The sequence below is a fragment of the Hymenobacter sp. HSC-4F20 genome, from assembly GCF_019599275.1.
Lineage (GTDB): Bacteria > Bacteroidota > Bacteroidia > Cytophagales > Hymenobacteraceae > Hymenobacter.
Genome location: NZ_JAHZTD010000002.1, coordinates 991437 through 1018126, shown reverse-complemented (window position 1 = coordinate 1018126; position 26690 = coordinate 991437). Strand labels below are relative to the sequence as shown.

Annotated in this window: 30 protein-coding genes and 1 riboswitch; of the genes, 13 read left to right on the top strand and 17 right to left on the bottom strand. The window is 59.4% G+C overall.

The annotated features are described in order from the left end of the window. The first annotated feature begins 7 nt into the window (after positions 1-7). The 8 genes from K3G63_RS14170 to K3G63_RS14130 all read left to right on the top strand — a co-directional run bounded on the left by K3G63_RS14170 (position 8) and on the right by K3G63_RS14130 (position 8470). Positions 8-169 (top strand): DUF4295 domain-containing protein, encoded by a 162-nt coding sequence (locus K3G63_RS14170; protein WP_110976337.1) that lies wholly within the window; start codon positions 8-10, stop codon positions 167-169. A 177-nt stretch (positions 170-346) separates the two neighbouring features. Then, positions 347-1324, top strand: a complete 978-nt coding sequence (gene ftsY, locus K3G63_RS14165; protein ID WP_220614741.1) for a signal recognition particle-docking protein FtsY — start codon at positions 347-349, stop codon at positions 1322-1324. Positions 1325-1457: 133 nt separating this feature from the next. Further along, positions 1458-2615: an acyltransferase gene (locus tag K3G63_RS14160; protein ID WP_220614740.1), complete on the top strand. Its 1158-nt coding sequence runs from the start codon at positions 1458-1460 to the stop codon at positions 2613-2615. 176 nt (positions 2616-2791) lie between these two features. Beyond that, positions 2792-4105: a 30S ribosomal protein S12 methylthiotransferase RimO gene (gene rimO / locus K3G63_RS14155; RefSeq protein WP_220614739.1), complete on the top strand. Its 1314-nt coding sequence runs from the start codon at positions 2792-2794 to the stop codon at positions 4103-4105. A 285-nt stretch (positions 4106-4390) separates the two neighbouring features. Continuing rightward, on the top strand, positions 4391-5200 hold the full coding sequence (locus K3G63_RS14150) for a phytanoyl-CoA dioxygenase family protein (protein ID WP_220614738.1): 810 nt from the start codon (positions 4391-4393) through the stop codon (positions 5198-5200). Between the two features lie 105 nt (positions 5201-5305). Continuing rightward, positions 5306-6898 carry a bacillithiol biosynthesis cysteine-adding enzyme BshC gene (gene bshC, locus K3G63_RS14140; protein WP_220614737.1) on the top strand — a complete coding sequence of 531 codons (1593 nt, stop codon included), beginning with the start codon at positions 5306-5308 and terminating at the stop codon, positions 6896-6898. A 55-nt stretch (positions 6899-6953) separates the two neighbouring features. Beyond that, positions 6954-7889, top strand: a complete 936-nt coding sequence (locus tag K3G63_RS14135) for a hypothetical protein (RefSeq protein WP_220614736.1) — start codon at positions 6954-6956, stop codon at positions 7887-7889. Then, entirely contained in the window at positions 7886-8470 is a 585-nt protein-coding gene (locus tag K3G63_RS14130) for a 5-formyltetrahydrofolate cyclo-ligase (RefSeq protein ID WP_220614735.1), read from the top strand. Before K3G63_RS14135 ends, K3G63_RS14130 begins: the two co-directional genes overlap by 4 nt. Here the strand turns inward: K3G63_RS14130 and K3G63_RS14125 are convergent, their stop codons facing one another. Continuing rightward, positions 8471-8965 (bottom strand): hypothetical protein, encoded by a 495-nt coding sequence (locus tag K3G63_RS14125; RefSeq protein WP_220614734.1) that lies wholly within the window; start codon positions 8963-8965, stop codon positions 8471-8473. A gap of 103 nt (positions 8966-9068) precedes the next feature. On the opposite strand from K3G63_RS14125, the gene K3G63_RS14120 reads away from it, so the two are divergent. Continuing rightward, a complete protein-coding gene (locus tag K3G63_RS14120) occupies positions 9069-9602 on the top strand; it encodes a biopolymer transporter ExbD (protein ID WP_220614733.1) in 534 nt (177 codons plus the stop codon). Positions 9603-9666: 64 nt separating this feature from the next. Here the strand turns inward: K3G63_RS14120 and K3G63_RS14115 are convergent, their stop codons facing one another. From K3G63_RS14115 to mnmD, 5 genes are all read right to left on the bottom strand, one after another. Beyond that, positions 9667-9810, bottom strand: a complete 144-nt coding sequence (locus K3G63_RS14115) for a hypothetical protein (protein ID WP_220614732.1) — start codon at positions 9808-9810, stop codon at positions 9667-9669. 118 nt (positions 9811-9928) lie between these two features. Then, a complete protein-coding gene (locus K3G63_RS14110; protein ID WP_220614731.1) occupies positions 9929-10525 on the bottom strand; it encodes a GDYXXLXY domain-containing protein in 597 nt (198 codons plus the stop codon). Further along, a complete protein-coding gene (locus K3G63_RS14105) occupies positions 10522-11742 on the bottom strand; it encodes a DUF2157 domain-containing protein (protein WP_220614730.1) in 1221 nt (406 codons plus the stop codon). The genes K3G63_RS14110 and K3G63_RS14105 overlap by 4 nt, the downstream gene beginning before the upstream one ends. Positions 11743-11788: 46 nt before the next feature. Beyond that, positions 11789-12346, bottom strand: coding sequence for a hypothetical protein (locus K3G63_RS14100; protein WP_220614729.1), 558 nt, complete (start codon positions 12344-12346; stop codon positions 11789-11791). Positions 12347-12361: 15 nt separating this feature from the next. Next, positions 12362-13048, bottom strand: a complete 687-nt coding sequence (gene mnmD, locus K3G63_RS14095) for a tRNA (5-methylaminomethyl-2-thiouridine)(34)-methyltransferase MnmD (protein ID WP_220614728.1) — start codon at positions 13046-13048, stop codon at positions 12362-12364. 212 nt (positions 13049-13260) lie between these two features. On the opposite strand from mnmD, the gene K3G63_RS14090 reads away from it, so the two are divergent. The 3 genes from K3G63_RS14090 (at position 13261) to K3G63_RS14080 (ending at position 14965) form a co-directional block, all read left to right on the top strand. Further along, positions 13261-13695, top strand: a complete 435-nt coding sequence (locus tag K3G63_RS14090; RefSeq protein ID WP_220614727.1) for a thioesterase family protein — start codon at positions 13261-13263, stop codon at positions 13693-13695. Then, the gene (locus K3G63_RS14085; RefSeq protein WP_220614726.1) at positions 13692-14315 is read left to right on the top strand and encodes a thiamine phosphate synthase; all 624 of its coding nucleotides are present in this window, start codon (positions 13692-13694) and stop codon (positions 14313-14315) included. The genes K3G63_RS14090 and K3G63_RS14085 overlap by 4 nt, the downstream gene beginning before the upstream one ends. A 305-nt stretch (positions 14316-14620) precedes the next feature. Then, positions 14621-14965, top strand: coding sequence for a hypothetical protein (locus tag K3G63_RS14080; RefSeq protein ID WP_220614725.1), 345 nt, complete (start codon positions 14621-14623; stop codon positions 14963-14965). A 13-nt stretch (positions 14966-14978) separates the two neighbouring features. On the opposite strand, the gene thiH is transcribed toward K3G63_RS14080, so the two are convergent. The 6 genes from thiH to thiS form a co-directional block, all read right to left on the bottom strand. Then, positions 14979-16091, bottom strand: coding sequence for a 2-iminoacetate synthase ThiH (gene thiH / locus K3G63_RS14075; protein WP_220614724.1), 1113 nt, complete (start codon positions 16089-16091; stop codon positions 14979-14981). A 264-nt stretch (positions 16092-16355) separates the two neighbouring features. Beyond that, entirely contained in the window at positions 16356-17135 is a 780-nt protein-coding gene (locus tag K3G63_RS14070; RefSeq protein WP_110976355.1) for a thiazole synthase, read from the bottom strand. Further along, complete coding sequence (locus tag K3G63_RS14065; protein ID WP_220614723.1) at positions 17135-17764, bottom strand: thiamine phosphate synthase; 630 nt, start codon at positions 17762-17764, stop codon at positions 17135-17137. The genes K3G63_RS14070 and K3G63_RS14065 overlap by 1 nt, the downstream gene beginning before the upstream one ends. Positions 17765-17767: 3 nt before the next feature. Next, positions 17768-18520, bottom strand: coding sequence for a hydroxymethylpyrimidine/phosphomethylpyrimidine kinase (locus K3G63_RS14060; protein WP_220614722.1), 753 nt, complete (start codon positions 18518-18520; stop codon positions 17768-17770). Between the two features lie 84 nt (positions 18521-18604). Next, positions 18605-20479 carry a phosphomethylpyrimidine synthase ThiC gene (gene thiC, locus K3G63_RS14055; RefSeq protein ID WP_220614721.1) on the bottom strand — a complete coding sequence of 625 codons (1875 nt, stop codon included), beginning with the start codon at positions 20477-20479 and terminating at the stop codon, positions 18605-18607. Positions 20480-20562: 83 nt separating this feature from the next. Then, on the bottom strand, positions 20563-20766 hold the full coding sequence (gene thiS / locus K3G63_RS14050; RefSeq protein ID WP_110976359.1) for a sulfur carrier protein ThiS: 204 nt from the start codon (positions 20764-20766) through the stop codon (positions 20563-20565). Positions 20767-20838: 72 nt separating this feature from the next. Then, positions 20839-20934: riboswitch (TPP riboswitch) on the bottom strand. 344 nt (positions 20935-21278) lie between these two features. Here thiS and rlmN point away from each other — a divergent pair. Then, on the top strand, positions 21279-22346 hold the full coding sequence (gene rlmN / locus K3G63_RS14045) for a 23S rRNA (adenine(2503)-C(2))-methyltransferase RlmN (protein WP_409070871.1): 1068 nt from the start codon (positions 21279-21281) through the stop codon (positions 22344-22346). 191 nt (positions 22347-22537) lie between these two features. Here rlmN and K3G63_RS14040 read toward each other — a convergent pair whose 3' ends face one another. The 5 genes from K3G63_RS14040 to K3G63_RS14020 all read right to left on the bottom strand — a co-directional run bounded on the left by K3G63_RS14040 (position 22538) and on the right by K3G63_RS14020 (position 26555). Next, on the bottom strand, positions 22538-22792 hold the full coding sequence (locus K3G63_RS14040; RefSeq protein WP_220614719.1) for a hypothetical protein: 255 nt from the start codon (positions 22790-22792) through the stop codon (positions 22538-22540). Positions 22793-23022: 230 nt separating this feature from the next. Beyond that, positions 23023-23991: a YihY/virulence factor BrkB family protein gene (locus K3G63_RS14035; protein ID WP_220614718.1), complete on the bottom strand. Its 969-nt coding sequence runs from the start codon at positions 23989-23991 to the stop codon at positions 23023-23025. 161 nt (positions 23992-24152) lie between these two features. Further along, positions 24153-24890: a DUF3891 family protein gene (locus K3G63_RS14030; RefSeq protein WP_220614717.1), complete on the bottom strand. Its 738-nt coding sequence runs from the start codon at positions 24888-24890 to the stop codon at positions 24153-24155. An 85-nt stretch (positions 24891-24975) separates the two neighbouring features. Further along, entirely contained in the window at positions 24976-25359 is a 384-nt protein-coding gene (locus tag K3G63_RS14025) for a hypothetical protein (RefSeq protein ID WP_220614716.1), read from the bottom strand. Positions 25360-25562: 203 nt separating this feature from the next. Further along, positions 25563-26555: an NAD-dependent epimerase/dehydratase family protein gene (locus K3G63_RS14020; RefSeq protein WP_220614715.1), complete on the bottom strand. Its 993-nt coding sequence runs from the start codon at positions 26553-26555 to the stop codon at positions 25563-25565. Between the last annotated feature and the right edge of the window lie 135 nt (positions 26556-26690).

The following is a 26690-nucleotide window of genomic DNA, read 5'->3' as shown; positions in this document are numbered from 1 at the left end:
CTGAGCAATGGCTAAGAAAGTAGTAGCAACCCTGAAAACCGCCACCGGCAAGGACTGGGCTAAAGTCATTCGCGCGGTGAAATCGGAAAAAACCGGCGCTTACACCTTCAAGGAGGAAATGGTGCCCGTTGACAAAGTGCAGGACTATATCGCCACCGGCGTTAAGTAATTCCTGGCCTTTGTGGCATCCTGAATACAAGTGAAGAAGTCCCGCCACCGTGGGACTTTTTTGCGTTATAGCACGCAGCTCCAGCTTCGTGCCCTGTTGAGCAACTTTGCATCAGCCAAGTAGCTCAACCTCAGCAACGATGCGCGAAGCTGGAGCTTCGCGCTACATCCTGACCCCATGGGACTTTTCGATTTTTTCAAGAAGGATAAGGAAAGCAAGGAGCAGCAGCAGGCACTTGACCAAGGCCTGCAAAAAACTAAAACCAGCTTCTTTGACCAGCTCAGCAAGGCCGTGGTGGGTAAAAGCACCGTGGACGAGGCCGTGCTCGACGACTTAGAAACGCTGCTGGTGCACGCTGATGTAGGGATTGACACCACCGTCAAGGTGATTGACCGCATCGAGAAGCGGGTGGCCCGTGACAAATACGTGAGCACCTCGGAGCTGGACCGTATTCTTCGGGAAGAAATTGCTGACCTGCTGGACCGCAACAGTGGCGCTACCGGCTCCCGCGCCATCCTCGACCGCCCCGACAATACCGGTCAGCCCTTTGTGATTATGGTAGTAGGGGTGAACGGGGTAGGCAAAACCACAACTATTGGTAAGCTGGCCCACCGCTTTCACTCGGCCGGCAAGAAGGTAGTGCTGGGCGCGGCCGATACCTTCCGGGCGGCGGCCGTAGACCAACTCATCATCTGGGGGGAGCGGGTAGGCGTGCCGGTGATTTCGCACGGCATGAACACCGACCCCGCCTCCGTGGCCTACGACGCAGTAAAGAAAGGGGTGGAAATGCAGGCGGATGTGGTGATTATTGACACGGCGGGCCGCCTGCACAACAAGGTGAACCTGATGAACGAGCTTAGCAAAATCAAGCGCGTGATGCAGAAGGTTATTCCGGATGCCCCCCACGAGGTTCTGCTCGTACTGGATGGTAGCACTGGCCAGAATGCATTCTTGCAGGCCAAAGAGTTCACGAAGGCCACGGAAGTATCAGCCCTGGCCATTACCAAGCTCGACGGCACCGCGAAGGGGGGCGTAGTTATCGGTATCAGCGACCAGCTCCAGGTGCCGGTTCGGTACATTGGAGTAGGCGAGAAAATGACCGACCTACAGCTCTTCGATCGACATACATTTGTGAACTCTTTGTTTAAGAAATAACAAGTAGTTCTAATAATATTGCAAGCCCGGCTTGTCGAAATAGTGTAGTTTCGGCGGGCCGGGCTTTTTGCGACTTTACAGAGCATGAGGGCATCGGCAGTATTCAGCATCTTTTTTCTTATCTGTGCTGCCCATGCTAGCTTCACTACCTGCCTCCGCGGCCGATACCTCAGCCCAACCAGCACCAGCCGCGCGTTTGGATGCTTTCCTGAGCCAGAAGCTCCGGTTTTGGTCGCTGATAGCCATGTTGCTGCTGGTGTATGTGCACGCCTATAACCTGCACCCGCGTTACCTCCAACCCTGGACGCCAGTAGATGAGCCGCTGGCTGGCGGTACCTGGCTGCAGTATTTCCTGGCGAATGGGTTGCTACGGTTCCGGATTCCCATCCTGTTTGCCATATCCGGCTACCTGTTCGCCCACCACGAGGGTAGGGAGCCCCACGGCGTGCGGGTAAAGCGCCGGGTGCGTTCCTTGCTGGTGCCGTACATTGTGTGGAGCGCACTAGGACTGGCATTTACCTGGGCTCTGGAGCAGTTTCCAGCCACTCGGCAATTGGTCTTAGGTGCGGCACTCAGCCCGTTTGGCACTGATGTTTCGCTGGTGAGCCAGTATACGCCGGGGCAGCTGCTGACCGCGTGGCTCCTGATTCCGCTACCGTTCCAATTGTGGTTTATCCGCAGCCTGTTCTTTTACAACCTGGGCTACCCCTGGCTGCGGGCGGCTGTAGATCGGGCCCCGCTGGTGTACTTTGCTGTAACCGGGGCCATGTGGGTGCTAGGCCTAGGGCTGCCCATGATAGAAGGAACCGGCCTGTGCTTTTTCGGGCTGGGAGTGTGGCTGCGCCGGCGCGATATAGAAGTGCAGGTGCCCCCCCGGTGGTTTAACTGGTGGCTTTTTGCAGTGGTCTGGCTGGTGATTGTGACCGTAAAAACCTGGCTGGCCTTTCACCTTGAGCGGCCTTCGTTCAGCGTGATGTCGTTGCTGCACCGGGCCTCCGAGCTGCTGGGGATGCTGGTGATGTGGTACGGGGCCGATGGGCTGGTGCGGGTGGCTATGCGACAACGGTGGTTTACCTGGATTGCCAGCTTTTCCTTCATCATTTATGTGCTGCACGTGCCCCTGCTGAGTTACGCCACGGAAGCGGCGCTGTACTTCTGGCCGGGGCAGCATCTGTTGGTATTCGTACTCTTGCCCTTAGCGACGTTTGCCTTTTCGGTGGGGGTAGGGGCTTTGCTGCGCCGGGTTGCGCCGCCGGTGTATGAGTTGCTGACGGGGGGTAGGGGCTTGTAGCGGGTTAAGCCAGGCAGGTGAGGTAGGAAGCGGAGACATCCGGGAAATGGAACATTCGGAGTAGGAAAAGGCGTTGCCGAGTTCGTACCTTTGCGGTCCTCAATTCGCCGCGGGCCGCAAGCGGACAACTTTCTCACTGCTAAGAAATTGCCCGGCCGCCCGCTTACTACCCCAGCATGAAAGTCAGAAGCCAACAGGCCAATAAAGTCAACGTCATTACCCTGGGCTGCTCCAAAAACCTCGTCGATTCGGAGGTGATGATGGGCCAGCTCCGCGCCAACGACTTCCAGGTAACCCACGAAGCCGACACGAGCGACGCCAACATCGTCATCATCAACACCTGCGGCTTTATTGACAACGCCAAGCAGGAAAGCATCGACACCATCCTGCGCTATGCCGACGAGAAGGAAGCCGGCCGCCTGGAAAAGCTGTACGTGACGGGCTGCCTTTCCCAGCGCTACAAGGACGACCTGGAGCAGGAAATTCCGCAGGTGGATGCCTACTTTGGCACCCTAGAGCTGCCCCAGCTGATGAAAAAACTGGAGGCCGACTACAAGCACGAGTTGGTGGGCGAGCGGCTGCTGACTACCCCCGCCCACTACGCCTACTTCAAAATTGCCGAGGGCTGCAACCGCCCCTGCTCATTCTGCGCCATTCCGCTTATGCGCGGCAAACACCAGGACCGCCCCATCGAAGACCTCGTGAAGGAAGCTAAGCGCCTGGCCTCCATGGGCACCAAGGAGCTGATTCTGATTGCCCAGGACCTGACCTACTACGGCCTACAGCACTACGGCGAGCGGAAGCTGGCTGACCTGATGCGCCACCTCTCCGACGTGAACGGCATCGACTGGATTCGTTTGCAGTACGCCTACCCCTCGCAGTTCCCCATGGATGCCCTGGACGTCATGAACGAGCGGGAAAACATCTGCAAGTACCTGGATATGCCCCTGCAGCATATTTCGGATAACATGCTGAAAACCATGCGCCGTGGCATTAGTAAGCGTCGCACGGTGGAGCTGGTAGATACCATCCGCCAGCGGGTACCCAATATTGCCCTGCGCACGACGCTGATTGCTGGCCACCCCGGCGAAACCCAGCAGGACTTCGAGGAGCTGTACCGCTTCGTGGAGGACACTCGCTTCGACCGCCTGGGTATCTTCACCTATTCGCACGAGGACAACACCCATTCCTACACCCTGGAAGACAACGTGCCCGCCGAAGTAAAGCAGGACCGCGCCGACCAGATCATGGAGCTGCAGCAGGGTATTTCGATGGAGCTGAACGAGGAGCGCGTGGGCCAGACCTACACAGTGCTCTTCGACCGCAAGGAAAGCGGCTACTTCGTGGGGCGCACCCAGTACGACTCGCCCGAGGTGGACAACGAAGTGCTGGTGCCCGCCACCAAAGACACCTACGTGCGCCTCGGCGATTTCGCCCAGGTGCAAGTAACCGAGGCCTCCGACTTCGACCTCTACGGCAAGCTGATTTAACGCTTCAGAACAAGTGCGTTTTCGAAACCCTACCCTGGTATGCCGGGGTAGGGTTTTTTATGATCAATAAAAACGTGTCATCCTGAGCGCAGCGAAGGACCTCTCGCGCTTCGTTGTATTACTATTCTAACGAAGCGCGAGAGGTCCTTCGCTGCGCTCAGGATGACAGGGAGCTACACTATTGTATTGGAAACACTGTGTGGCTTATTGATCTACTACCCGAAAACAGTCTTTTCCACCCCGCTGGCTGATCTATCGTATTTTGCAGCACGTAATTCCCTGTCCATGAAAGCCCGCATTCAGCACCAGCCGGTCGAGTACCACATTGAAGGCGAGAGCCAGCCGGCGGAAGCGCGGGTACTGCTGGCTTCCGACCAGGACCTGACGGCCGGGCAGCCCTGGAGCGCCGCGGGCTACACGGTAGCCAGCTTTCTGAGTGCGGCGGAAAACGCTAGGCTGCGCGAAGGGTTAGCGGAGAAAGTAAGGGTAGCCCTGCGCGCGGCCGGCGCGGAGGTAGCCGCTACCTGGCCCGTAGAACAGTACCACCAAGTCGTCGGCGACGACCAGGCGCTGCATCTGGCCATCGTCAACCAAACCAAGGAGTACCCGCTGGAACAACTGCCGGTGCCGGTGGCCCGGCTGGAGCAACGTGTGAGCGAGCTGTGTGGCCGCGCCGTGCGTGTGCACAACCCCCACAATGGGCAGCGGGCGTTTCACCTGCGCCTGGCCCGCCCCGGCCGCACCGACAACAACCCCCTGCACCGCGACGTGTGGCTGGACCGCCTGCGCGACGGCCTCAATATCTACTTTCCCGTAGCGGGCAGCACCTCGGATTCGTCGCTGACCTTGGTGCCGGGCAGCCACTGGTGGCCCGAAGACCGCACCGAGCGCACGGCGGGCGGAGCTACCTACAACGGTACCAGCTACAGCGTGCCGGCCCTGAAGGACAGTGCCGAACCTTTGGAGCTAGTACGACCTAACCCTGGTCCGGAGCAGGTGCTGTTGTTTTCGCCCTACTTGTTGCACGGCGGAGCCTTGAATTTAAATTCCGATGCTACCCGAATCTCGCTGGAAATACGCTTTTGGGCAGTTTAAACAGCGTTGAGGGGGTAGGCGAAAACGCTGGCAACAACTCGTCCGGGAAATTGCCAGTTACTTTGTGGGCGCTGGCCGGTTATAGCCGAATATTTCTCTCACCGTATGTCCGTCACGACTCTACGCTACGCCGATACCGGCGCGTTTTCCTCTCTGCTGACCGATTATCTGGCCCGGCACGAAGCCCTGACTTCCTTTTATCACCGCTTTCCTACCCTGGAGGCATTCGCCGAACAGATAGAAGAAAAGCGCGCCGCCTATACTCCCGAAGCCCGGCAGCGGCTGGTAGCCGCCCTGCGTGAGCAGTACGCTACCCTGCCCACGGTGCACCCCGCCGTACAGGCCAACCTGGCCCTGCTGGAAAAGGAAACGACCTTCACCATCACCACCGGCCACCAGTTGAACCTGCTCACCGGGCCGCTGTACTTCATCTACAAGATTGTATCGGCGGTGAAGCTGAGTCGGCAGCTCAAGGAAAAGTACCCGCAGTACGATTTCGTGCCCCTATACTGGATGGCCACCGAAGACCACGACTTCGCCGAAATCAACCACTTCAACCTGTTCGGGAAGAAGTACGAGTGGAACGCCGCCGAAACCGGGGGGCCAGTGGGCCGCCTGAAGCTCGACGGGATGAAGGAAGCCCTGCTCGACCAGCTGCCCGCCGACGTGCCCGCCCTGTTCCGCGAGGCCTACGAGCAGGCCGACTCGCTGGCCGCCGCTACCCGCCGCCTCACCCACGACCTGTTCGGGGAGCTGGGTTTGGTGAGCCTGGATGCCGACGCGCCTACCCTCAAGCAGGCGCTGGTGCCGGTGCTGGAAAAAGAAATCAGGGAGCAAGCCTCGAACCGGGCGGTGCAAGAGGCCAACGCCCAGCTGGAAGCCGCCGGCTACAAGCCCCAGGTGTATTCGCGCCCCCTCAACCTGTTCTTCCTCACCGATGCCGGCAAGCGGGAGCGGCTGGAGTACGATGCCGCCCAGGACTGCGCCCAGATTACGGTGCGCAACACGGGCCGCTGCCACTCGCAGCAGGAGCTGCTGGAGCTGACCCAGGAGCACCCCGAGCAGTTCAGCCCCAACGTGGTGCTGCGGCCCCTGTACCAGGAAATTCTGCTGCCCAACCTCTGCTACATCGGCGGCGGGGCCGAAGTGGCGTACTGGTTTCAGCTGAAAGGTGTGTTTGCGGAGAACGGCGTGCCCTTCCCGATTTTGCTACCCCGCAACTCGGCCCAGTACGTGGGCAAGGCCAACGCTGGCAAGCTGCGCAAGCTAGGCCTGACTTCCCTGGACATCTTCCGGCCGCTGCCGGAGCTGAAAAAGCAGGTAGGCGCTACCCTGGGCCAGGAAGAAGTAAGCCTGCAGCAGCAGCAGCAGCAGTTGGCCGCCGCCTTCCAGGCCGTTTCCGACCTGGCCCAGCGCCTCGACCCTACCCTGGTGAAGACCGTTGCCGCTGAGCAGCAGAAGGTAACCGGCATTGTGCAGGGCCTGGAAAAACGCCTGAGCAAAGCGGCCGAAGCCAAGCACGAAACTGCCTATAGCCAGCTCACAGCCCTCAAAGACAAGCTCATGCCCGGCGGCCACCTGCAGGAGCGCACCGATAACGTGCTCAGCATCCTCATCAACAACCCTCAGTTCATTCAGCAGCTGGTGGAAGCCTTCGATCCGCTGGCCCTGGAGTTCACGGTGCTGGAAGAGGAGTAGATAACCTGGTCTTCTGAAGCCACTTACAGCTTATTATCAGTTTATGCTTTCTTTCTTGTCTTCGCTGTTCTCTTCTAACAAGAGCAACGAACGTGACTTATCCTTCGGGCTGAATGCGCGGCTTTCTATTGCGTCCTTGCTTCAGAAGCAACAATGGGAGCAGATAGACGCCATTGCACGTCATTTGACCAGCGACGAGGTGTCTCGCTTGATAGATGGCATATGCTTAACGGACCGATACAACAAGAGTATTCAATTGTTCATACGTTCCGCCAATACGGAGTTCTCTCACTTACTAGCCGGTGCCTGGTATTTGTACCAAGCATGGCAGGCCCGGACCGGAAAGTGGGCGGAAGACTTATCAAAATCAGAAGTTGAGGGCTTCTTGCATTATCTGCAGCTTGCCCGTCTGAAGCTTGGTGGCAGCTTTCAGCAGGAGGCTTACCGCTGCGAGGCCCGTGCCCGATTGGTGCGCGCGGAAATGGGCCTCAGCAAGCCTGATAAAGCCCTGGCAGCCTTTCAGCAGAGCATAGCCTTAGATGATACTAAGTTCTGGGCTTACCATCATGTGTTTAAACTAGTATCACCTAAATGGTTAGGTGATAAGGATGAACTTGTTGCTTATATCCGGTCGGTGGAAAAACAAGACATCCAGTACACGTTGTGGCTGATGTTCTTAATAGAAATGTACAGCGACATCGAGGAAGAGAAGGCTGCGCCAAAACGCTGGTACAATGAGCATGAACCTGTAATCCAAAAAATACTGGCTCAGCCAAAGCTGCCAGTTAATGATTCGCTGGTTTCCATTTATGCCAATAACAATCTGGCCTACCTCTATCATGTAGTAGGGCAGAAGGAAGAACGTGATGCAGTTCTGGATAAGCTAGTGGATAGATTTCCGCCTTACCCTTGGGCTTATTTTGGAATTGAGTCAGGGAGTGACACCGAGATGAGGCAGTTTCGACAGTCAGCTGCCCACCCCCGGCCATGATTAAAACCGAACTGCGGCGGGAAGCTCTGGCCCGCCGCCGGGCGTTGTCGGAAGAGGAAGTGGCCCGCCGGAGCGAAGCGCTGTGGCCGTGGCTGCACCAGTCGTTTCCGTTGCGGGAGTGGCGGTGGCTGCATCTGTTCCTGCCTATTGCGCGGCAGAAAGAGCCCGATACGTGGCCACTGATTCGGCAGCTTTGGAACGCCCTACCCTCCTTGCAGCTGGCCGTGCCCGTGGTGCAGCCCGATGGGCACACGCTGCGGCACTTTCACCTCACGCCTGCAACCCGCCTAGCCGATAACCGCTGGGGCATTCCGGAGCCCGTAGGAGCCGCCGAAGTCCTACCCCCTCAACTCGACGCCCTCCTGATTCCGCTGCTGGCCTTCGACGAAGCGGGCCACCGCGTAGGTTACGGCAAAGGATTCTACGACCAGTTTTTGGCGCAGTGCCGGCCCGAAGCCCTGCGCATCGGCCTGAGCCTGGAACCACCGGTGCTGCGCATTGAGGATGCGTGGCCCGGCGACGTGCCCCTTCATGCTTGCATCACGCCCGAGCAGGTGTGGTGGTTTCCGGAAGCGAAGTAGTTAGTGGGAACGGGTTGAGTGAAGTCGCCAAAACGTGACGCCGGCCCAACTCACTACCGTAAGCAGAAGCACTTGCGCCGCCCAAATACCCTTAGCTAAGCTGTTCGGGTAGGCAAGAGGCGTAAGAAGATCTTGCGTGGCCCAGGAAGCAGAATAAGCGGTGCTCAGCTTTAGACTCCAGAAGAGAAGCAGGGCGCTGCCCATCCCACAAGCTAGCGCCACCGTTGAGTTCTTGGCGGCCTGCCGACGCACAGCATCAAGCAGCAGAACGAAAATCAGAACGAACAGAAACGTAGAAAGCTGCCCTATATAGCTGCCGACGACGAAGTAAGTGCTATGCATCTGTATATCGAGGGTAGACTGCCAGAGAAAGGGGGCGCCACCAAGCAACAGCCATAACACAAGCCAGACGACCAATGCCGCGGCGAGAGAGTACCAAAAACGTTGCATATAAAGCGCGGCTATGCAGTAGAGGGGTGAAGTAAGAAGTGCCATGTATCAGCGCAGGAAAAGGCCGGCCTTCTGTTAAGTAGGCAATATAGCACAGCAGTATAGCGTTGCCCGAATACAACCGTATTCACCTAACCTTACCCACTTTATGGCCGAAATTCAAGCTGCTTCCGCTCCTCGCTCGGGTAAACCCCGCGCCACCAAGAAAGCCTTCCGCCTCGACATGACCCCCATGGTGGATCTGGCCTTTCTGCTTCTGACCTTCTTCATGCTCACCACTACCTTCTCCAAACCTACGGTGATGGAGGTGGCCATGCCCACGAAACCGGAGCCCCAGGAGCCGGATGCTTCGGTATCGGCAAAGCGGGCCCTTACGCTTATCCTGGGCGAAAATGGGAAAGTGCGTTACTTCTTTGGCTTAAACGAAGCGGCTGTGAACCCCGCTGCGCCAAAGCCCACGCTCTATACAACCGACTTGAGCCCCAACGGCTTGCGGCAGGTGCTGCTCAGTCGTCAGCGGCAGAGCCCGGCGCCGATAGTGCTCATCAAAACGGAGGCCGGTGCTAAATACCAGCACCTGGTAGATGCCCTGGACGAAATGAACATCACCGACCAGAAAAAATACGCTCTGGTAGAAATGAACCGTTCGGACGAAGAGTTGCTGAAGAGCCGCCGCTGGTAGCGGGTGCTACCCACTCGGGAATGCGCAGCACCCGCTCCTACCTGACTGGAGCGGGCGCTGCGCATTATTTTTTGGCCGGAGCAGAACCCGTGGACTGGAGAGTGGTCTTAACTGCCGGGGTAGCAGATTGCTTACGGGGTGGGTTGGCGTGAGCCGCTTGACGCTGGGCTGCCAGCACCGCCGACAGGTTGGCTAAATGGACTTTCATTGGGTAGAGGTAGAAATGGATAAGACAACATGCAATAGGTAGGGTAAGAAGCAGGGGCAGAACAATATCGAGGAAGCAATATAAAACAAGTGTAGTAATATTCCAGTACTGCAGAGCACTACTCAGTGGCTGGCTCTACCTTCGTAATGCGGGCCTGGCCCCAGGGCGCTACGCTAACTTCTACCCGTAGGCTTTGGCGCCGCTCCAGAGCGCGGCCCTGGCCTTCCGGCACATAATAACGTTCCAGACCGTACCGCAGCCGGATACCCCGCCGCCATACATCCTGCACCGAGCCGCGCAGCACTGCCTGGCTACCCGTGGTAGATGGCTTCTCGGGGAAAGCGGCCACCGCAGTATACGTACCATCGGGTTGGGGCTCCAGGAGCACGTAGGCGGGCTGGTGGCGGCGAGGCAGAACGGAGCCACGCCACAGATGCCCCGGCAGCTCACTGACTTGGTAACGCAGCGTCACGTAGTCGCCGTACAGCAAGTCGCGCGGATCAACGGGGCGGGTGCGTAGCGTAATGGTGCGGCCCAGCGCAGCCGTGGCGTACCCCGCCGCTGCTACGCCCAACACAAACAGCACCTGGGCTCCTACCAGCCATTGCACCCACCGGCGGCGCCGAGGCTCGGGTACTTCTGCCAGAGGTGCTGTCGTGCTACCTCCGGCCCGGCCCGGAACAGGAGTCGGGGTATCAGCAAGTGGTGGGCTCATGGCTTCGAAGGAGTGGAAGAGGAAAAGGTGTGTGCCGCACGGCGCCGCAGCCACCAGCTCAGCCCCAGCAGCAGCAGGCCCCCCAGCAGGAAAAACAACGACTTGTCCAGAAAGCCCCAGGTGAGCTTAAAGTACGCTACGGCTGTGGTGATGATAAACAATACCGTGCCCAGCGTTACGCGGTCTTGGTTTTGCTCCTGATGCGCCCGCAGCAATACGGCCCCGGAGTAGGCATACAACACTACCAGCGTGGCGATGGCCAGGGGCAGGCCGCCCGTGAAATAGAATCCGGGAAGCAATAGCAGCCAGTCGGTGAGGCTGCCAAGGCGGCCGCGCTGCCGCTTGCCAAATACTGACAGTGCCAGCACCCCAGCCAGCGAAGCCAAGTAGGGCAGCAGGGGCGCCCGCAGTTGCCCCGCGTACAAATCCGATTCGCCAAACAAAGCCAGACCCAGCGTAAACAGGAAGGCTGCTACCAGCGGCGGGCCCTGCAAAGCCCGGCCCGCTGGCCGGTCGGGTTGCCAGTCGCCGAAGGCATACACCAGCATGGCTGGAATAAAAAACCAGGTGATTTTAACGTGCAGGTGGTTGATCAGCAAAGCTGCCTGCCAGAGCAGACCGGTAGCCAGCACTCCGCCCAGCAAGGCATTGGGGCGGCGCCACCAATAGTAGCCCAACCCCAAAGCCGTGCCGATGGCCGTGAGGTAGCTGAACGCGCCCAGTTGCCCAGTATTGTAGCCCTGCACGATGCCGCTGATAACGGCCGTCATCAGGAACAGCAAGCGGCTGCGGTACAACCACGTCAGGGCCATGCCGGCCACGGCCCAGGCCAGCAGCCCCGTGAGGTCGTAGCCGATGAGCTGGTAGAGCTGGCTGGTCAGCACAATGCTGGCCCCGAACAAGATCAGGCCCAGGGCAATCAGGCCCATGCCCAGGTTGAGGTTGCCGCGACGCCGGAAATACTCGCCGCCGGCGTAGGCCCCGCACAAAGATCCCAGCAGCAAGGCCAGGCGCACCACCTCGGGCAAGCCCTGCCAATTGGCCGCTACCACGCTCAGGGCACTCAGCCCTACCAGCAAGGAACCCAGCAATGGCAGTAGGCCAATGGCGGTGGCATCAGTAGGATAAAGGTCCAGCAGCTGCTCGCGCTGCGCCTCCGAGATAATCCCCTTCTGTACCCACTCGCGCCCGTCGGTTTCTAATAGCTTACGACTCATAATACCGGCAACTTACGCAGGATGCGGGAAGTGGGCAGAGGCTTAGTTATTCTTCCAGATAATTCCGTCGGCTGGGCCAGGCTTTCCGCTCCCGGCGACGCTGCTCAGCGCGGTGGTCAACACGGGGGCCGTAGGGCACATGGCAGATTCGTCTGTCAGTCTTAAATCCCATAACCTCCTCCGCAAAGTATGTTCCTTGCCGGATCATTAGGCCGTTAAGTGGGCAGTTATCATACCCGCAGTTATGCTTGGAATACGTGCCAAACCCGCGGTGCCGGATGCGCTTCTCGGTTAGGATGCGCTGCTGCGTCTGGCGGATTTCAGTCCACGCCGCCCGCTCATCGGCTACGGTTAGCTCCTGCCCCAGGGTGCTGAGACGGAAGTACGTGTCCGGGTCCTTCAGCTGTAGAAACTCGTAGAATTTAGGAAACTCCGCGGCCGCCGCATTCCGCAGGCGCAGCTGCTGCTCCAGATTCAGCTTCTCGTTTTCCAGTAAACTGCGGAACAGCCCCAGCGAGTTAAAATCGGTATAGCGCCGGTAGTGAACGAGCAGGTGGTGATAATCAGCTTCCGTGAGTTGATTCAGCCGACGATTAAGCTTCATAGCGGATATATGTAGTTACTCCTGCTTCCGCGCCCGGGTCATTTCGCGCTTGCCGGGCGGTCCGGGAATCTTTTCCACCAGCCAGCCGGCGGCCTTCAGGCTGCGCTTGAACGAGCCCTTGGCGCAGTAGCTGACCAGCACCCCACCGGGCGCGGCGGCATGGTAGAGTTGCGCGAACACCTCGTCGGTCCACATATCGGGCTGCTTTTCCGGGGCGAAGGCGTCGAAGTAGATAACCTGGTAGGTATTGTGGGGTAGGGCGGTGGTTTGCAACTCGCCGGCGCGCTTCAGCAGCTCGAAGGTGGGGGTCAGGGGTACGGGGCGGTTCCAGGCGGCGGCGTGCAGCTGGTGCTGGTAGTCTAGCAGCTCAGGGCTGGCTAGGTGGCCTTCGGGGTGCATCTGGCTGACTACTTCCCATGGCAGGGGAAACTTCTCGATGGTATCGTAGAAAATCTTTTGCCCGGCGGTGAGGCTGCGCTCCAGGGTCAGCAGGGCATTCAGGCCGGTACCAAAGCCTACTTCCAGCACCCACACCACGGGGTTTTCCCCGGTCAGGGCTGGCTCCAGGCCGGCAGCCAGGTACACGTGTCGGGCCTCCTGCAGGGCGCCGTGGGTGCTGTGGTAATGCTCGTTGAGCGCCGGCACGTACAGGGTGCTGGAGCCGTCGGCAGTGGCGCGAACTTCAACGTGAGGTGTAGACATGGAAAGGGGGCGGAAAAAGAAAAATCGGGCACCGGAGCCGCGCGGGCAGGGGGCAGAACTTGGCTAATATACTGCGTTTGAGGTTTCGGCGGTAGCAAGGGGTAGAGCGGCCGCGGCAGCAGGTACTGTTCAGAACGCCGGGGTTGGCGCCCTCGGGTTGTGCGGGCACCAAAAAACCGCCGTACTTTATCGGCCCTCCATCGGCCTACCCCATGCCCCGCGTTAAAGTCCAGCTGCCCGAAACCTACCTGCTCACCACGGAAATTCCGGTGCGCATCACTGACCTCAACTACGGCGCCCACCTCGGCAACGATGCCCTACTGAGCATTCTGCACGAGGCGCGGGTGCAGTTTCTGCGCCACCTGGGCCACGCCGAGTTCGACCCCGCCACCGGCCTGGGCCACATTATGGCCGATGTGGCCATTGAGTACAAGGGCGAAGGATTTTACGGCGACGTGCTGCACATTCAGATGGCCGCCACCGACCTGAGCAAGTACGGTTTCGATTTGGTGTACTGGGTGAAAAACCAGGACGGCCGCGAAATTGCCCGCGCCAAAACCGGCATGCTCGGCTTCAACTACACCACTCGCCAGCTCCTACCCCTTACGGACGAGTACACCGCCCGCCTGCGCGGCGAAACCGCATGAGCTCAGGCCCCGGCTTTCAGCTGATTCTGCTAACGGCCCCGGAGCCGCATCCCGCCGAAATGAAGGTGCTGGCCGCTATTATGGAGAGCCCCACGCCCCCGCGCCTGCACCTGCGCCGCCCCGCCTGGACCCCAGCCAAAACCGCCGCCTGGCTGCGCGCCGCGCCGGCCCAATGGCTGCCCCACCTCGTGCTGCATAACCACCACGAGTTGGCGGCGAAGTTCGGGGTAGGCGGCGTGCATTTCACGGCCAGCGCCCGCGCGGCGGGTCAGCACCAGGTTCGGCCCGCCAGCGGCACCGTTTCTACCGCCCTGCATTCCCTGGCCGAGGTACAGGCCCTGGGCGCGGCATTCGACTACGTGTTCCTTAGCCCCATCTTTAACAGCATCAGTAAGGTAGGCTACCCCAGTGCTTTCGCGCTGTCGGAGGTAGCTGCTACCCTGCAAGCCGTGCCCGAAGCCCGGGTGCTGGCCCTGGGCGGCATCCAGGCCGGCACGCTCCCGCTAGCCCGGCAGACCGGCTTTGCGGGTGCCGCCGTGCTGGGCGCCGTCTGGGAAGCGCCGGACCCGGTAGCGGCTTTCCGGGAGTTGGCCGATCTGGCGTATGGAAAGCAGTTGTAAGCCAAACAAGAACCTGACAGGCAGAGTGCACCGAAACATTTCGGGCGTTTTCCCAGCACATCCATCTGTTTCAGTACATCACTTTGTCTCAGCCCGTCATTCCGCCCCAGCACGTTGTCATGTCGAACTTGTCGAGACATCTCGCGTGCTGATGTTGCCACGCTAACTCAACGATTCAGGCAAGATGTCTCGGCAAGCTCGACATGACGTTCTTTTTACTAACATGACGTTCTATTTACTCAATAGTGAAGTAAGCTACTGACTATTATATGGCATCAAGAAGGAAGAATTCGGCGCTCTTACCCGTGCTACTGCTGATAAGCGCGCCAGTAATGGGTGAGGCCTTTAAGGGGCAGAACCTGGGACAGTTTCTGTGGGGTGTGCTGTTTCTGTTGCTGGGCATACCGGCGGGTATTGGGCTGGGTGTGTATGCCTTCCTGCAGATGAGCGACCGGGGAGAATATACGGCTAGTAGGACGATGACTCTAGTCTGCGCCTTTCTGGGCTGGTGGGGCTCTATGTTCCTGCTCAGCTCTATGCAGGCTAGCCGGGGCCAGGATGGCACCAATCAGTTGCTGATGGTGTGCGCCGGGGTAGGCGCCGCGGTGGGCGGCTACTACCTCAGCCGGGAGCAGACGCCTATCCCCTAGCCAGCCGCCAACCTCAGCTCTGGAGCGCTAAGTCCCAATCTTTCCAAACGGGCTCATACCCCTGGCGGCGGAGCATGGCGGCTATTTCCCGGGGGCTGCGCTCGTCGCTGATTTCGAACTGCTCCAAGGATTCCGGCTCCACGGCGTAGCCACCGGGGTTGGTTTTGGAACCTGCGCTCATGGTCGTGATGCCCAACTGACTCACATGGTCCCGGAACCGGGACGTTTCGCGGGTGGAGAGGGAAAGCTCCACTTCATGATTCAGGAGGCGGTAGGCGCAAATCAGCTGCACAAGCTCCCGGTCCGTCATTTCTACTTTGGGTTGCAGCAGCCCTTCGGCGGGGCGCAGGCGCGGGAACGACAGGCTGTACTTGGTCTGCCAGTAGGTACGCTCCAGGTAGTCGAGGTGTAGGGCCGTGAAAAAGGAATCGGTGCGCCAGTCTTCCAAGCCAAACAGCACGCCCAGCCCCATCTTATGAATGCCGGCGCGGCCCAGGCGGTCGGGCGTATCGAGGCGGTAGTAGAAGTTCGACTTGCGGCCTTTCGGGTGGTGCTTACGGTAGTCGTGCTGGTGGTAGGTTTCCTGGTACACCAGCACCGTGTTCAGGCCCTCCGGAGTCAGCTGCTCGTAATCGGTCTGGTCCAGGGGCTGCACTTCCATGGCCAGGTGGGCGAAGTGCGGGCGCAGGGTGCGCAGGGCGTTGCGCAGGTACTCGACCCCCACGGTTTGGTTGGCCTCGCCGGTTACCAGCAGCACGTGCTCGTAGCCCCAGTCCTTGAGCACGGCCGCTTCCTGCAAAATCTCTACGCTGCTCAGGGTACGGCGGCGCAGCTTGTTGTCCATACTGAAGCCGCAGTAAGTGCAGATGTTCTGGCACTCGTTGCTCAGGTAAAGCGGCGCGAACAACTGCATAGTACGCCCGAAACGCTGCCGCGTCAGGTGCTGGCTGAGTTGGGCCATCTGCTCGAGGTAGGGCGCGGCAGCCGGCGAAATCAGGGCCTGAAAGTCGTCGAGGGTGCGGCGCGGCGCGGCCAGGGCCCGCTCCACATCGGCGGCCGTTTTGGCGTAGATGTCGGCTTTCACCTCATCCCAAGGGTAGGCCTCGAAAACAGAACGGAAGGACATGTGCGGGGTAAGGTTTTGGGGTGGTAGTAGGGGTAGGAAAGCCGCTAGCCTGTTGGTTGACGTCAGACGGTCATGCTAAGCTTGTCGAAGCATCTCTACCTCTGGCTAATCAACTGGCCTAGAGAAGAATCAACGAAGCGGTAGAGATGCTTCGCGGGGTTCAGCATGACGGTCTTAGAAAGCACGCCAGATGCTTGCCTACTGCGACCTTCGGGGCGGCTGCGCCTCGGCATGACCATAGGCCAGGGGCAGCAACTGCTGGTTTCAGTTCTCCCCCAAGAAAGAAGTAAGCGGACTGCTGGCTACGGCGGCGTTGCGCACGGGGGCGGCCAGCTTGGCTTCGTAGGCAAGGCGGCCAGCTTCCACGGCCAGCCGGAAGGCGTGGGCCATTTGCACCGGATTGCCAGCCACGGCCAGGGCCGTATTAACAAGCACGGCATCGGCCCCCAACTCCATGGCCTCGGCGGCGTGCGAGGGCGCGCCCAGACCAGCATCTACCACCACCGGCACCTTGCTCTGCCCGATGATGATTTCGAGGAAGTCGCGGGTGCGCAGGCCCTGGTTGCTGCCAATAGGCGCGCCGAGGGGCATAACGGCCGCCACGCCTACTTCCTCCAGGCGCTTGCACAGCACCGGGTCGGCGTGGATGTAGGGCAGCACCACGAAGCCCAGCTTCACCAGCTCCTCGGCCGCTTTCAGGGTTTCAATGGGGTCGGGCAGCAGGTACTTGGGGTCGGGGTGAATTTCGAGCTTGAGCCAGTTGGTTTCCAGGGCTTCGCGGGCGAGCTGGGCCGCAAATACCGCCTCGCGGGCCGTGCGCACCCCGGAGGTGTTGGGCAGTAGGCTGAACTGCGGGTGCTGCAGGTGGCGCAGAATATCATCCTGGTCGTTGCCAACGTCCACCCGCTTGAGGGCCACCGTCACCAGCTCCGAGCCCGAAGCCAGCAGGGTTTCCTCCATCAGCGCCGCCGAGCTGAACTTGCCAGTGCCGGTAAACAGGCGCGAGGTAAAGGTGCGACCCGCTACTACAAGGGGTTGGGCCATCATTGGGGGGTAGGGAGTGAGGTGGGAAGAAGCGTGAGGAAAGTGGCGGCCGCCAGCTGCGGCTCCGGGGCCGCCGAAATGGCCCCGGACACGGCTACCCCGTGCAGGCCCGTAGCCAGCAAGCTGGGTACATCGGCCGGCGTGATGCCGCCAATGCCCACCACCGGCACCGTGATGCCCGCCGCGCGGCACTGGGCCATGATGGTCGCGTAGCCTTCCAGCCCCAGAATCGGGCTGAGGCGTTCTTTCGTGACCGTAAACCGAAACGGCCCCAACCCGATGTAATCCACGCCCGCGGCGGCCAGTCGCTCGATATCCGCAAACGTGTTGGCCGTGCCGCCGATGATGAAATCTGGACCCAGAATGGCGCGGGCATCATCCGGCGGCATATCCTGCTGGCCCAGGTGCACCCCGTCTGCCCTAATTTCCTGAGCAATCTGAGGGTTGTCGTTGATGAGGAGGGTAGCGCCGTAGCGGCGGCAAATCTGTTGGGTGTTCAGGGCCAGCTGCTTCCAGGCAGTGTGGGGCGTGTTTTTCACCCGCAACTGTACCCAGCGCACTCCGCCGGCACAGGCCTGCTCGGCTTGGGCGGGGGAGTCCGTAATAAATTGAAGGTTGCTGATGCGCATAGGTTAGTGGTCTTGAAAATGGTAGCCCAGCAGCGTGTCGTTACTGGCGAGTACCCGGGTGGTGTAGTCTTTCCCGCGGCGGCAGGCTTCCAGCAGCGTCTGCCCTTTCGCCAGCTCCGCCGTAATGGCCGCCGACAGTACGCAGCCGCTGCCGTGCTTCTCGCCGTGGGGCAGGCGAGGGGTAGTGAACCGGGCTACTTCCTGCCCGTCGCTGAACAGTAGGTCGGTAGCTTCGGGGCCGGTGGTGTGACCGCCTTTCAGCAGTACCGGGCAAAACATGCTGACTGCCGCCGCCGCCAACTCAGGAGTAGCAGCGGGCCACAGGCGTAGCATCTCGGGTTGGTTGGGCGTAAGCAAGGCCAACTGTCGGCACAGCTGGGCCACCAGCTGCGGGGTCGGTGTGGTATGGAAGTCGTAGCCGGCACTGGCCTTCAGCACCGGGTCCCAGACCAAACTTAGGGTAGGGCGCAACTCCCGCAGCCAGGCCAGCAGGCCGGGTAGTTCCGGTAGGTTGTCCACCAACCCCAGCTTGGCCCATTCCACCGGGAAGCGCCGCAGCAGCACTTGCACCTGGTCCCGCACGTCGGCAGTTGCTACCCCTATGATCCGCTCAAACTCCACGTCGTTCTGCACCGTGAGGGCCGTGCACACGCCTAGCCCGTAGACGCCCAGGGCCTCCATGGTTTTGCAGTCGGCCAGCAGGCCGGCCCCACCACTAGGGTCGAAGCCGGCCATACTCAGAGCGTAAGGACGCATAGAGTTATCAGTTGCCAGTTGCCGGTTGTCAGGAGCAGGCGTCAGCGCCGACTGACAACTGGCAACTGATAACTGACAACTCAATCACAGATAGATTTCACTGCCTTTCTCCACGAATTCCCGGGCTTTTTCGGCTAGGCCGTGGGCCAGGGCCTCGTCGGGCTGCACTTCCTGCTTAGCAGCGAAGTCGCGCACTTCCTGGGTGATTTTCATGGAGCAGAAGTGCGGGCCGCACATGGAGCAGAAGTGGGCCACCTTGGCACCTTCGGCGGGAAGGGTTTCGTCATGGTACTCGCGGGCGGTGTCGGGGTCCAGCGAGAGGTTGAACTGGTCTTCCCAGCGGAACTCGAAACGAGCTTTGCTCAGGGCGTTGTCGCGGTACTGAGCGCCGGGGTGGCCCTTGGCTAGGTCAGCGGCGTGGGCGGCGATTTTGTAGGCAATGACGCCGTCTTTCACATCCTGCTTATTGGGCAAACCGAGGTGCTCTTTCGGAGTCACGTAGCAGAGCATGGCCGTGCCAAACCAGCCAATCATAGCCGCCCCGATGGCCGAGGTGATGTGGTCATAGCCGGGCGCAATGTCGGTGGTTAGAGGGCCGAGGGTGTAGAAGGGGGCCTCGTGACACTCCTTCAACTGCTTCTCCATGTTCTGCTTAATCAGGTGCATAGGCACGTGACCAGGACCCTCAATCATCACCTGTACATCGTGGGCCCAGGCAATTTTCGTCAGCTCGCCCAGGGTTTCTAGCTCCGCGAACTGGGCCTCGTCGTTGGCGTCGGCAATGGAGCCGGGGCGCAGGCCGTCGCCCAGGGAAAAGGCCACGTCGTAGGCCTTCATGATCTGGCAGATTTCCTCGAAGTGGGTGTACAGGAAGTTTTCCTGATGGTGAGCCAGGCACCATTTTGCCATAATGGAGCCCCCACGCGACACAATGCCCGTCACGCGCTTGGCCGTGAGCGGAATGTAGGGCAGGCGCACCCCGGCGTGAATCGTGAAGTAGTCCACGCCCTGCTCGGCTTGCTCAATCAGGGTGTCGCGGAACAGCTCCCAAGTTAGGTCCTCGGCCTTGCCGTTTACTTTTTCCAGGGCCTGATAAATGGGCACCGTACCCACCGGCACCGGGCAGTTGCGAATAATCCACTCCCGCGTTTCGTGGATGTTCTTGCCCGTGCTCAGGTCCATCAGCGTATCGCCGCCCCAGCGGCAGCTCCACACGGCCTTATCTACCTCTTCCTCAATGCTCGATGTGACGGCCGAGTTTCCGATGTTGGTGTTGATTTTCACCAGGAAGTTGCGCCCGATAATCATGGGCTCGGCCTCCGGGTGGTTGATGTTCGAGGGTATAACCGCCCGGCCCGCCGCCACCTCCTCGCGCACAAACTCCGGTGTAATACGACCCTGAGGCGTATTGGCCCCGAAACTGTGACCCTGGTGCTGGGCTTTCAAAGCGTCATCGGCAGCCAGCATGTCAATGCGCTGGTTTTCCCGGATGGCAATGTATTCCATTTCCGGGGTGATGATGCCTTGCTTGGCGTAGTGGAGCTGCGTCACGGTGTGGCCCACCTTGGCGCGGTAGGGACGCCGGATGTGCTCGAAGCGCAGGTGGTCCAGCTTCGGGTCGGCGGCGCGCTGCTGCCCGTATTCCGACGAAGTGCCGGGCAGTTGCTCCACGTCGCCGCGCTCCAGAACCCACTCCTCGCGCAGGCGCGGCAATCCCTTCTTCAGGTCGATTTCTACGGCCGGGTCGGTGTAGGGTCCGCTGGTGTCGTACACCGTTACGGGCGGGTTTTGCTCCGTGGGGTTAGTGAAATCGAACTTGCGCTGGGTGTCGCTGAGACTGATTTCGCGCATGGCTACCCGCAGATTGGGGTAGAGCTGGCCCGGCACGTAAATCTTGCGCGAGCCGGTCAGGGGCGCGCGTTCCACCAGCGTCTGCTGGGGGGCGTGGTCTTTTTTCATCAGAAGAAGGAAAGGAAGCTGAAGTGAACAGCGGCTGCTCGCAGGGTAGGGAGGGGGTAGCCGCTGGTTGGGGTAGGGCCGGCCTACCCCCCTTGGGTAGCCCGAATGACGGTGATGCGGTCCTGGGGGCGGAGCTGGAAGTCGGGCCAGTCGGGGCGGGCTACTACCTCGTCGTTCACGGCCACGGCAATGCCCCGCAGTGGCGTGAGAGCCAGGGCTTCGAGGGTGGTGAAGAGGGTAGGGGCGTCGGGGGCTTCGTGCGGTTTATCGTTGACAAAAAGGGTCATGCAACAAGCGGTTAGCTGGTTGAGTGTCAAAACAATAAACTTGTAGGGGCGCACGCCACGGGCACAGGTTGGCCCGGTTCAGTCACTTTTCCCTTCGCCAGCATTACCCGGATCAGGTTCAAAGGGTATTTCTCAGTCCTGCATGGCAGAACACCCCTAAAGTTTACGCTGCCAAGGTAAGGGAAATTGCGAAGTTGTGAGTTTGTGGAGTGGTGAAATGGTGAAATGTCATTGCGAGGAGGCACGACGAAGCAATCCGTCCTTTCCCTGTGACACGCCTTCTAACCTGACAAGCCGTCGTTGTCTGTGCTGGCGGTAAGGGCTTATCACGTTTTTAGGGGTAGCACATTGCCAGGACGGATTGCTTCGCTCTGCTCGCAATGACAAACTCACCACTTCATCATTTCACCACTCCACCGGCCGGCACTTTTTTCAGGTTCAGCGGGTTGAGGGATGTTCTGGAAAAGAAGACCTAGGGGTTCGGCTTTCCGCCTTGTATCTTTGCAGTTATGATGATTGACCTGCCCGTAGTTTCGAAGCGCGATATCCGCAAACTTACCCCCGACGAGCTCAAGGCCTTTATGGTGGAGCACGGCGAGAAGCCTTTCCGCGCCAAGCAGGTGCTGGAGTGGCTATGGAAAAACACGGCTTCGTCGTTTGAGGAGATGAACAACATCTCTTTGGCTACGCGCGAGCTGCTGGCCCAGCACTTCGTCATCAATGGCGTGCAGGTGCAAAACTCCCAGCTCTCCAACGACGGCACCATCAAATCGGCCTTCCGCCTGCACGACGGCAACATTGTGGAGGGCGTGCTTATCCCGCACGACACGCGCATGACGGCCTGCATCAGCTCGCAGGTAGGCTGCTCCCTGACCTGCAAGTTCTGCGCTACCGGCTACATGGAGCGCAAGCGTAACCTCGATGCGGCTGAGATTTATGACCAGGTAGTGCGCATTCGGGAGCAGTGCGAAAAGCAGTACGGTACCCCGCTCACCAACATCGTGTACATGGGCATGGGCGAGCCGCTGCTGAACTACGCTAACGTAGTAAAGAGCATTGAGCGCATCACCGCCCCCGACGGCCTGAACATGGCTCCGCGCCGCATCACCGTCAGCACCGCTGGCATTGCCAAGATGATTAAGAAGCTGGCCGACGACGATGTGAAGGCCAACCTGGCCCTCTCGCTGCACGCGCCCAACGACACGAAGCGCAACGAAATCATGCCCATTAACGAAGCCAATTCTCTTGCTTCGTTGAAGGACGCCCTCAAGCACTACCACCAGGTTACCGGCCGCAAGGTTACCTACGAGTACATCGTGTTCGAGAGCTTTAATGACACGTTGCAGGACGCCGAGGAGCTGTACCAGATTTCGAAGTGGATTCCTTGCAAGGTGAACCTCATCGAGTACAACCCCATCGAAAACGCCGACTACGTCAACACCGCCGACGATAAGCTGATGGCCTTCCACAAGTACCTAGCCGACCGGGGCGTGCAAACCAACGTGCGCCGCTCCCGCGGAAAAGACATCGACGCCGCCTGCGGTCAGCTGGCCGTGAAGGAAAAGGCCGAGGTAGCGTAGATTTCCGACTTTCTCAAAAACAGAAGCGCCGCAACCTATTCGTTGTGGCGCTTCTGTTTTTAAGAAAAAAAGAGGGGCTTACTTGCGCTTCATGTACTCATCAATGCCGAGTTGGAGCATACAGGTGGGTCACTGCTGGATAATACGCAGGGCAATCTTCTACCCCACGCTTTTCATAAGCTTGCTGTCCTTCATTTTGTCAAGGCCGCAGCGGTTGGCCAGGGGGGCGTGTTCTTGAGCATGCCGCCTTGCAGGGTCGGCAGTACGCTCTGGGTATCCACGGCTAACAGGAAAGTGAGAGGCTGTTTCTGACTTTTGGCCTGTAGCCGCTCGCACATGGACATGGCAGCCGATACATGCTGAATAAATTGGCGCTGTTCGCGCCGGGTATTGCGGGCCAGCGGCGCGGCAGCCTGAGCAGCGGTACCCAGCCCCAGCCTGCTCATTAGTAAAAGAATAGTACGTTTCCTATAGGCCGAAAATTGCGAAGCATTCTTCGGCTATGGTGGAGCATTAGCTGCTTAAACGAGGGCAGGTGCCAGAGCTCTTACCCCGACTCCCGGCAGGCAACGGGGCGTTGGGGAACTGTTCAGCAGGGCAAGCTAAAGCAAAAAAGACAGCCGCATATTGCGCAGCTGTCTTTTCTGGGAATTTCGGGTTGGGTGTGCCAACCAGCCTAGCTTTTCCAGCGGCCTTCGGCACGCGGCCGCCCGGTGCTGATTTCTTCCTTGGTTTCACCCTCGGGTACTTCGCGGGTTTCAATGCGCACGGCGTGGGCCTTGGGCTGCACCTTTTGCCCGAAGGCGTCGGCAAACTCCTGGGTGAACTCGGCCCCGAAGAAAATGATGAGCGAGGAGTAGTTTACCCACAGCAGCAGCACAATGGCCGAGCCCGCTGCCCCAAATGCCGAACCGGGGTCAGATTGCGCAATGTAGAAGGCAATCAAATATTTACCTACCAAAAACAGTAATGCCGTAATGACCGCCCCAATGCCCACGTCGCGCCACCGGATGATGGCGTCCGGCAGAAAGCGGTAGATAAGGCCAAAGAGTAGGGAGGTAATAAAGAGGGAAAGTGCAAAGTCAATCAGGTGGATAAAGATGACGGCTACCTCGGGAAACCAGCGCTGCAGCTGGTCGGTAAAAACACTAAGCATGGCGCTGATGACAAAGGAAATCAGCAGCAGCAGCGCAACGCTCAAAATCAGGCCGAAGGATAGCAGCCGGTCACGGATGAACTGCCAGATGCCGTTGCGGGGCTTCACCTTGAGGTTCCAGATGTCGTTGATGCTCTCCTGCAGGGTCACGAAGAAAGTAGTGGCCGCGAATACCAGCGTGCCAATGCCAATGATGGAGGCTACCCCGCTTTTCTGCTGCTTGGTAAACTCGGCGATGGAGTCCTGCAAAAACTTGGCTGAATCGGCGCCCAGAAACCCGCGCATCTGTCCGTAAATCTGGCCCGTTACGGCCTCGGCTCCGTAAACGGAGCTGGCCACCGTAATGACGATGAGCAGCAGGGGAGGGAGCGAGAAAATGGTGTAGTAGGAAAGCGCCGCCGCGTGTCGGAACGAGTTGTTGACCATGAACTCGCTGGCGGTGGTTTTCAGGATGTTAACAATGTCGGAAAGGCGGTAGTGCGTAGCCATAGGGCAGGTTTCTGAGAGGAAAGGCTGCGGGTAGTACGGGCCGCGCGGGAAGGACGTTCGGAGGGCCTACCCAAATTTGACGAATTGGCGCGGGAAGCTCCACCATACGGCCAGACCAAGCACCCGTAGGAATATTGGGGCCACTGCCCTGGGAAAGCACCTTATTCTGCCGACGAGGCCAGTTCCCAGCGCAGGGTTTCAATGGGCGCGTCGCGCAGGGCCTGCGCCAGCTCTGCATCGTTCTGAAACTGGAGCTGGTGCAAAGCGCTGGCTTCTACGCTTACCATGAACTGCTTTTCCCGAAAGGGCCACGGCTGTACGCGCACTGGGCCATTGGCCTGGGGCTGTAGCACGTGGTAGCTCTGACCATCAGGGCCCTGGTAGATTTCCAGGGTCCGGCCCATTTCGGGCAACTCGTGGCGGCACAAAATCAGGCTGAGCCGGTCGCACCAGTGCAGCAGAGTATAGGCCTGCTGGGCGTCGGCTTTCTTGATTTTCAGTTCCCGCAACCACCGTTTCTGGTTGGCCAGCTGCTCATCCAGAAAAGTATCAAGCTCGGACTGCTGTCCGCGCAGGCCTTCGTACAAGGTACTTAGGTGCAGGCTGGTCAGTAAGCTGCGCCAACGGCCCTGGAAGCGAGCAGCTTTCATGACGCCCGTAGCTTGCGCCAACGAAAATTCCTTCATGGTGAAGTTCGCTGGCGCCCCAGCCGGCGTTAGGCCGTAGTGCCCGTCCCAGTTCTCCTGTTCATCATCGTGCTGGGCCGCCGCGGCGAGCAGGCCTACCCATTGGTCGCAGGGTAGGAAGGAGGGCCACTGGTGTAGCAGCTGCGCCGCTAGCAGGGCGTGGGCTTGCTGGTAAATAATCTGCCAGCCCGTGGGCACGTAATTGACAATCATGACGCTCAGTCGTGGGTTTCCGCAGAGGAACGCAGGGGCCGCACGGAGGTTTGGTCATGAGCGGCTGGCAGCCCCGAAACCCACTTTATTTGCGCGGAATTCGCTCGATAAGCTGAGCGGCTACGGCGCTTTTGAAAGCTATGCTGACGCCGCTAACTGCAAATAGGCCGTCGGTACGAATAGGAATCCGCCAGATGGTGTGCTGTTGGGGAGCCGCAATAAGGGTGAAATGTGCGTAAGGAATGCGTACCAGGTCATCAGAAAAAAAGGTTTTGCGCATTACCAGTTCCGCTTGGTCCCAGCCAATTTCTACCGTGTCGTTGTAGGTAACAGCTCCAATGCAGGCTGAAGCCAGGTGCATTGGCCGTACAGCCGTCATGCTACCATAGATCTGGTATAAATGCTTCCACCCTTTCTGAAAGGGGTTCGTCAGATGCAGGCCGCCCATCAGGTACAGAAACCGCCCCATGCCATACAGAAAAAACAGTTGTAGCCCCGCAACAAGCGCTTTGAAAAGCCAGTCTGCCCACCCCGATTTTTCCATGCTGCCAATAGGTTGAACACACTACGTTGCGAAGAAATTACCTTGGCTGTCAGCTTTTGAAAAAACTAGCCCGAAGCACTGCTTCGGGCTAGTTTCTGTTAACAGACTACTTGCCTGGCTTTGTTGCACTACAGGCTTACTGCCACAGGCTGGCGCAGGTGCAGCAGCATATCGTCGGTCATCTTATGCAGGTCGAACTGCGGCTGCCAGCCCCAGTCCTGGCGGGCCTTGGAGTCGTCGATGCTAGCGGGCCAGGAATCGGCAATCTGCTGGCGGGCATCGGGCTTATAGTTTACCTCAAACTCGGAGTAGTGGCGCTGAATGCTGGCCGTTATTTCCCGGGGGCTGAAGCTCATGGCGCCCAGGTTATAGGAGCTGCGCACCTTAATGCTGTCCGAGGGCGCATGCATTAGGTCCAGGGTTGCCTTCAGAGCGTCGGGCATGTACATCATGGGCAGGTAGGTTTCCTCAGAAAGGAAGCACTCATAGCTCTGGCCCGCCACGGCTTTGTGGTAGATGTCCACGGCGTAGTCGGTGGTGCCACCGCCGGGTAGGCTCTTGTAGCCGATGAGGCCGGGGTAGCGCAGGCTGCGCACATCCAGCCCGTGCTTGCGGAAGTACCACTCGCACCACTGCTCCCCGGCCAGCTTGCTGATGCCGTACACCGTGTTAGGGTTCATGACGGTAAGCTGGGGCGTGTTGTGGCGGGGCGTATCCGGCCCGAACACGGCAATGCTGCTGGGCCAGTATACCTGCTGCACGCCCAGGTCTATGGCGGCATCCAGCACATGAAACAGGCCATCCATATTCAGCTGCCACCCAAACTTGGGGTTCTTCTCGGCCGTAGCCGACAGCAGCGCGGCCAGGTGATACACCTGCTTGGGCTTGTACTGGCGAATAACTTCTTCCAACCGATGTTTATCCAGCACATCCAACAGCTCAAACGGTCCGGCCTGGGTTGTTTCAGCATCCTTGGGGGCGCGCACATCGGCGGCTACCACATTGGAAGCGCCGTAAATCTGCCGCAGCTCATGGGTGAGTTCCAGGCCCAGTTGTCCGCCGGCGCCAATAACAAGGATGGTGTCGCCGGGGGTAGCGGCAGAAGTGCTGGAGGTGTTCATTCGGGGGTGGTTGAAGGGTAGGGGTGGATGGGGGCAACAAAGATAACTGAGCCGAACGGTTCTTTGCTGCTCGCTTGCAAATGACGGTAGCGCATACAACCGCGGCGCGACTAGCGGTATCTAGTGGTTGGTAGC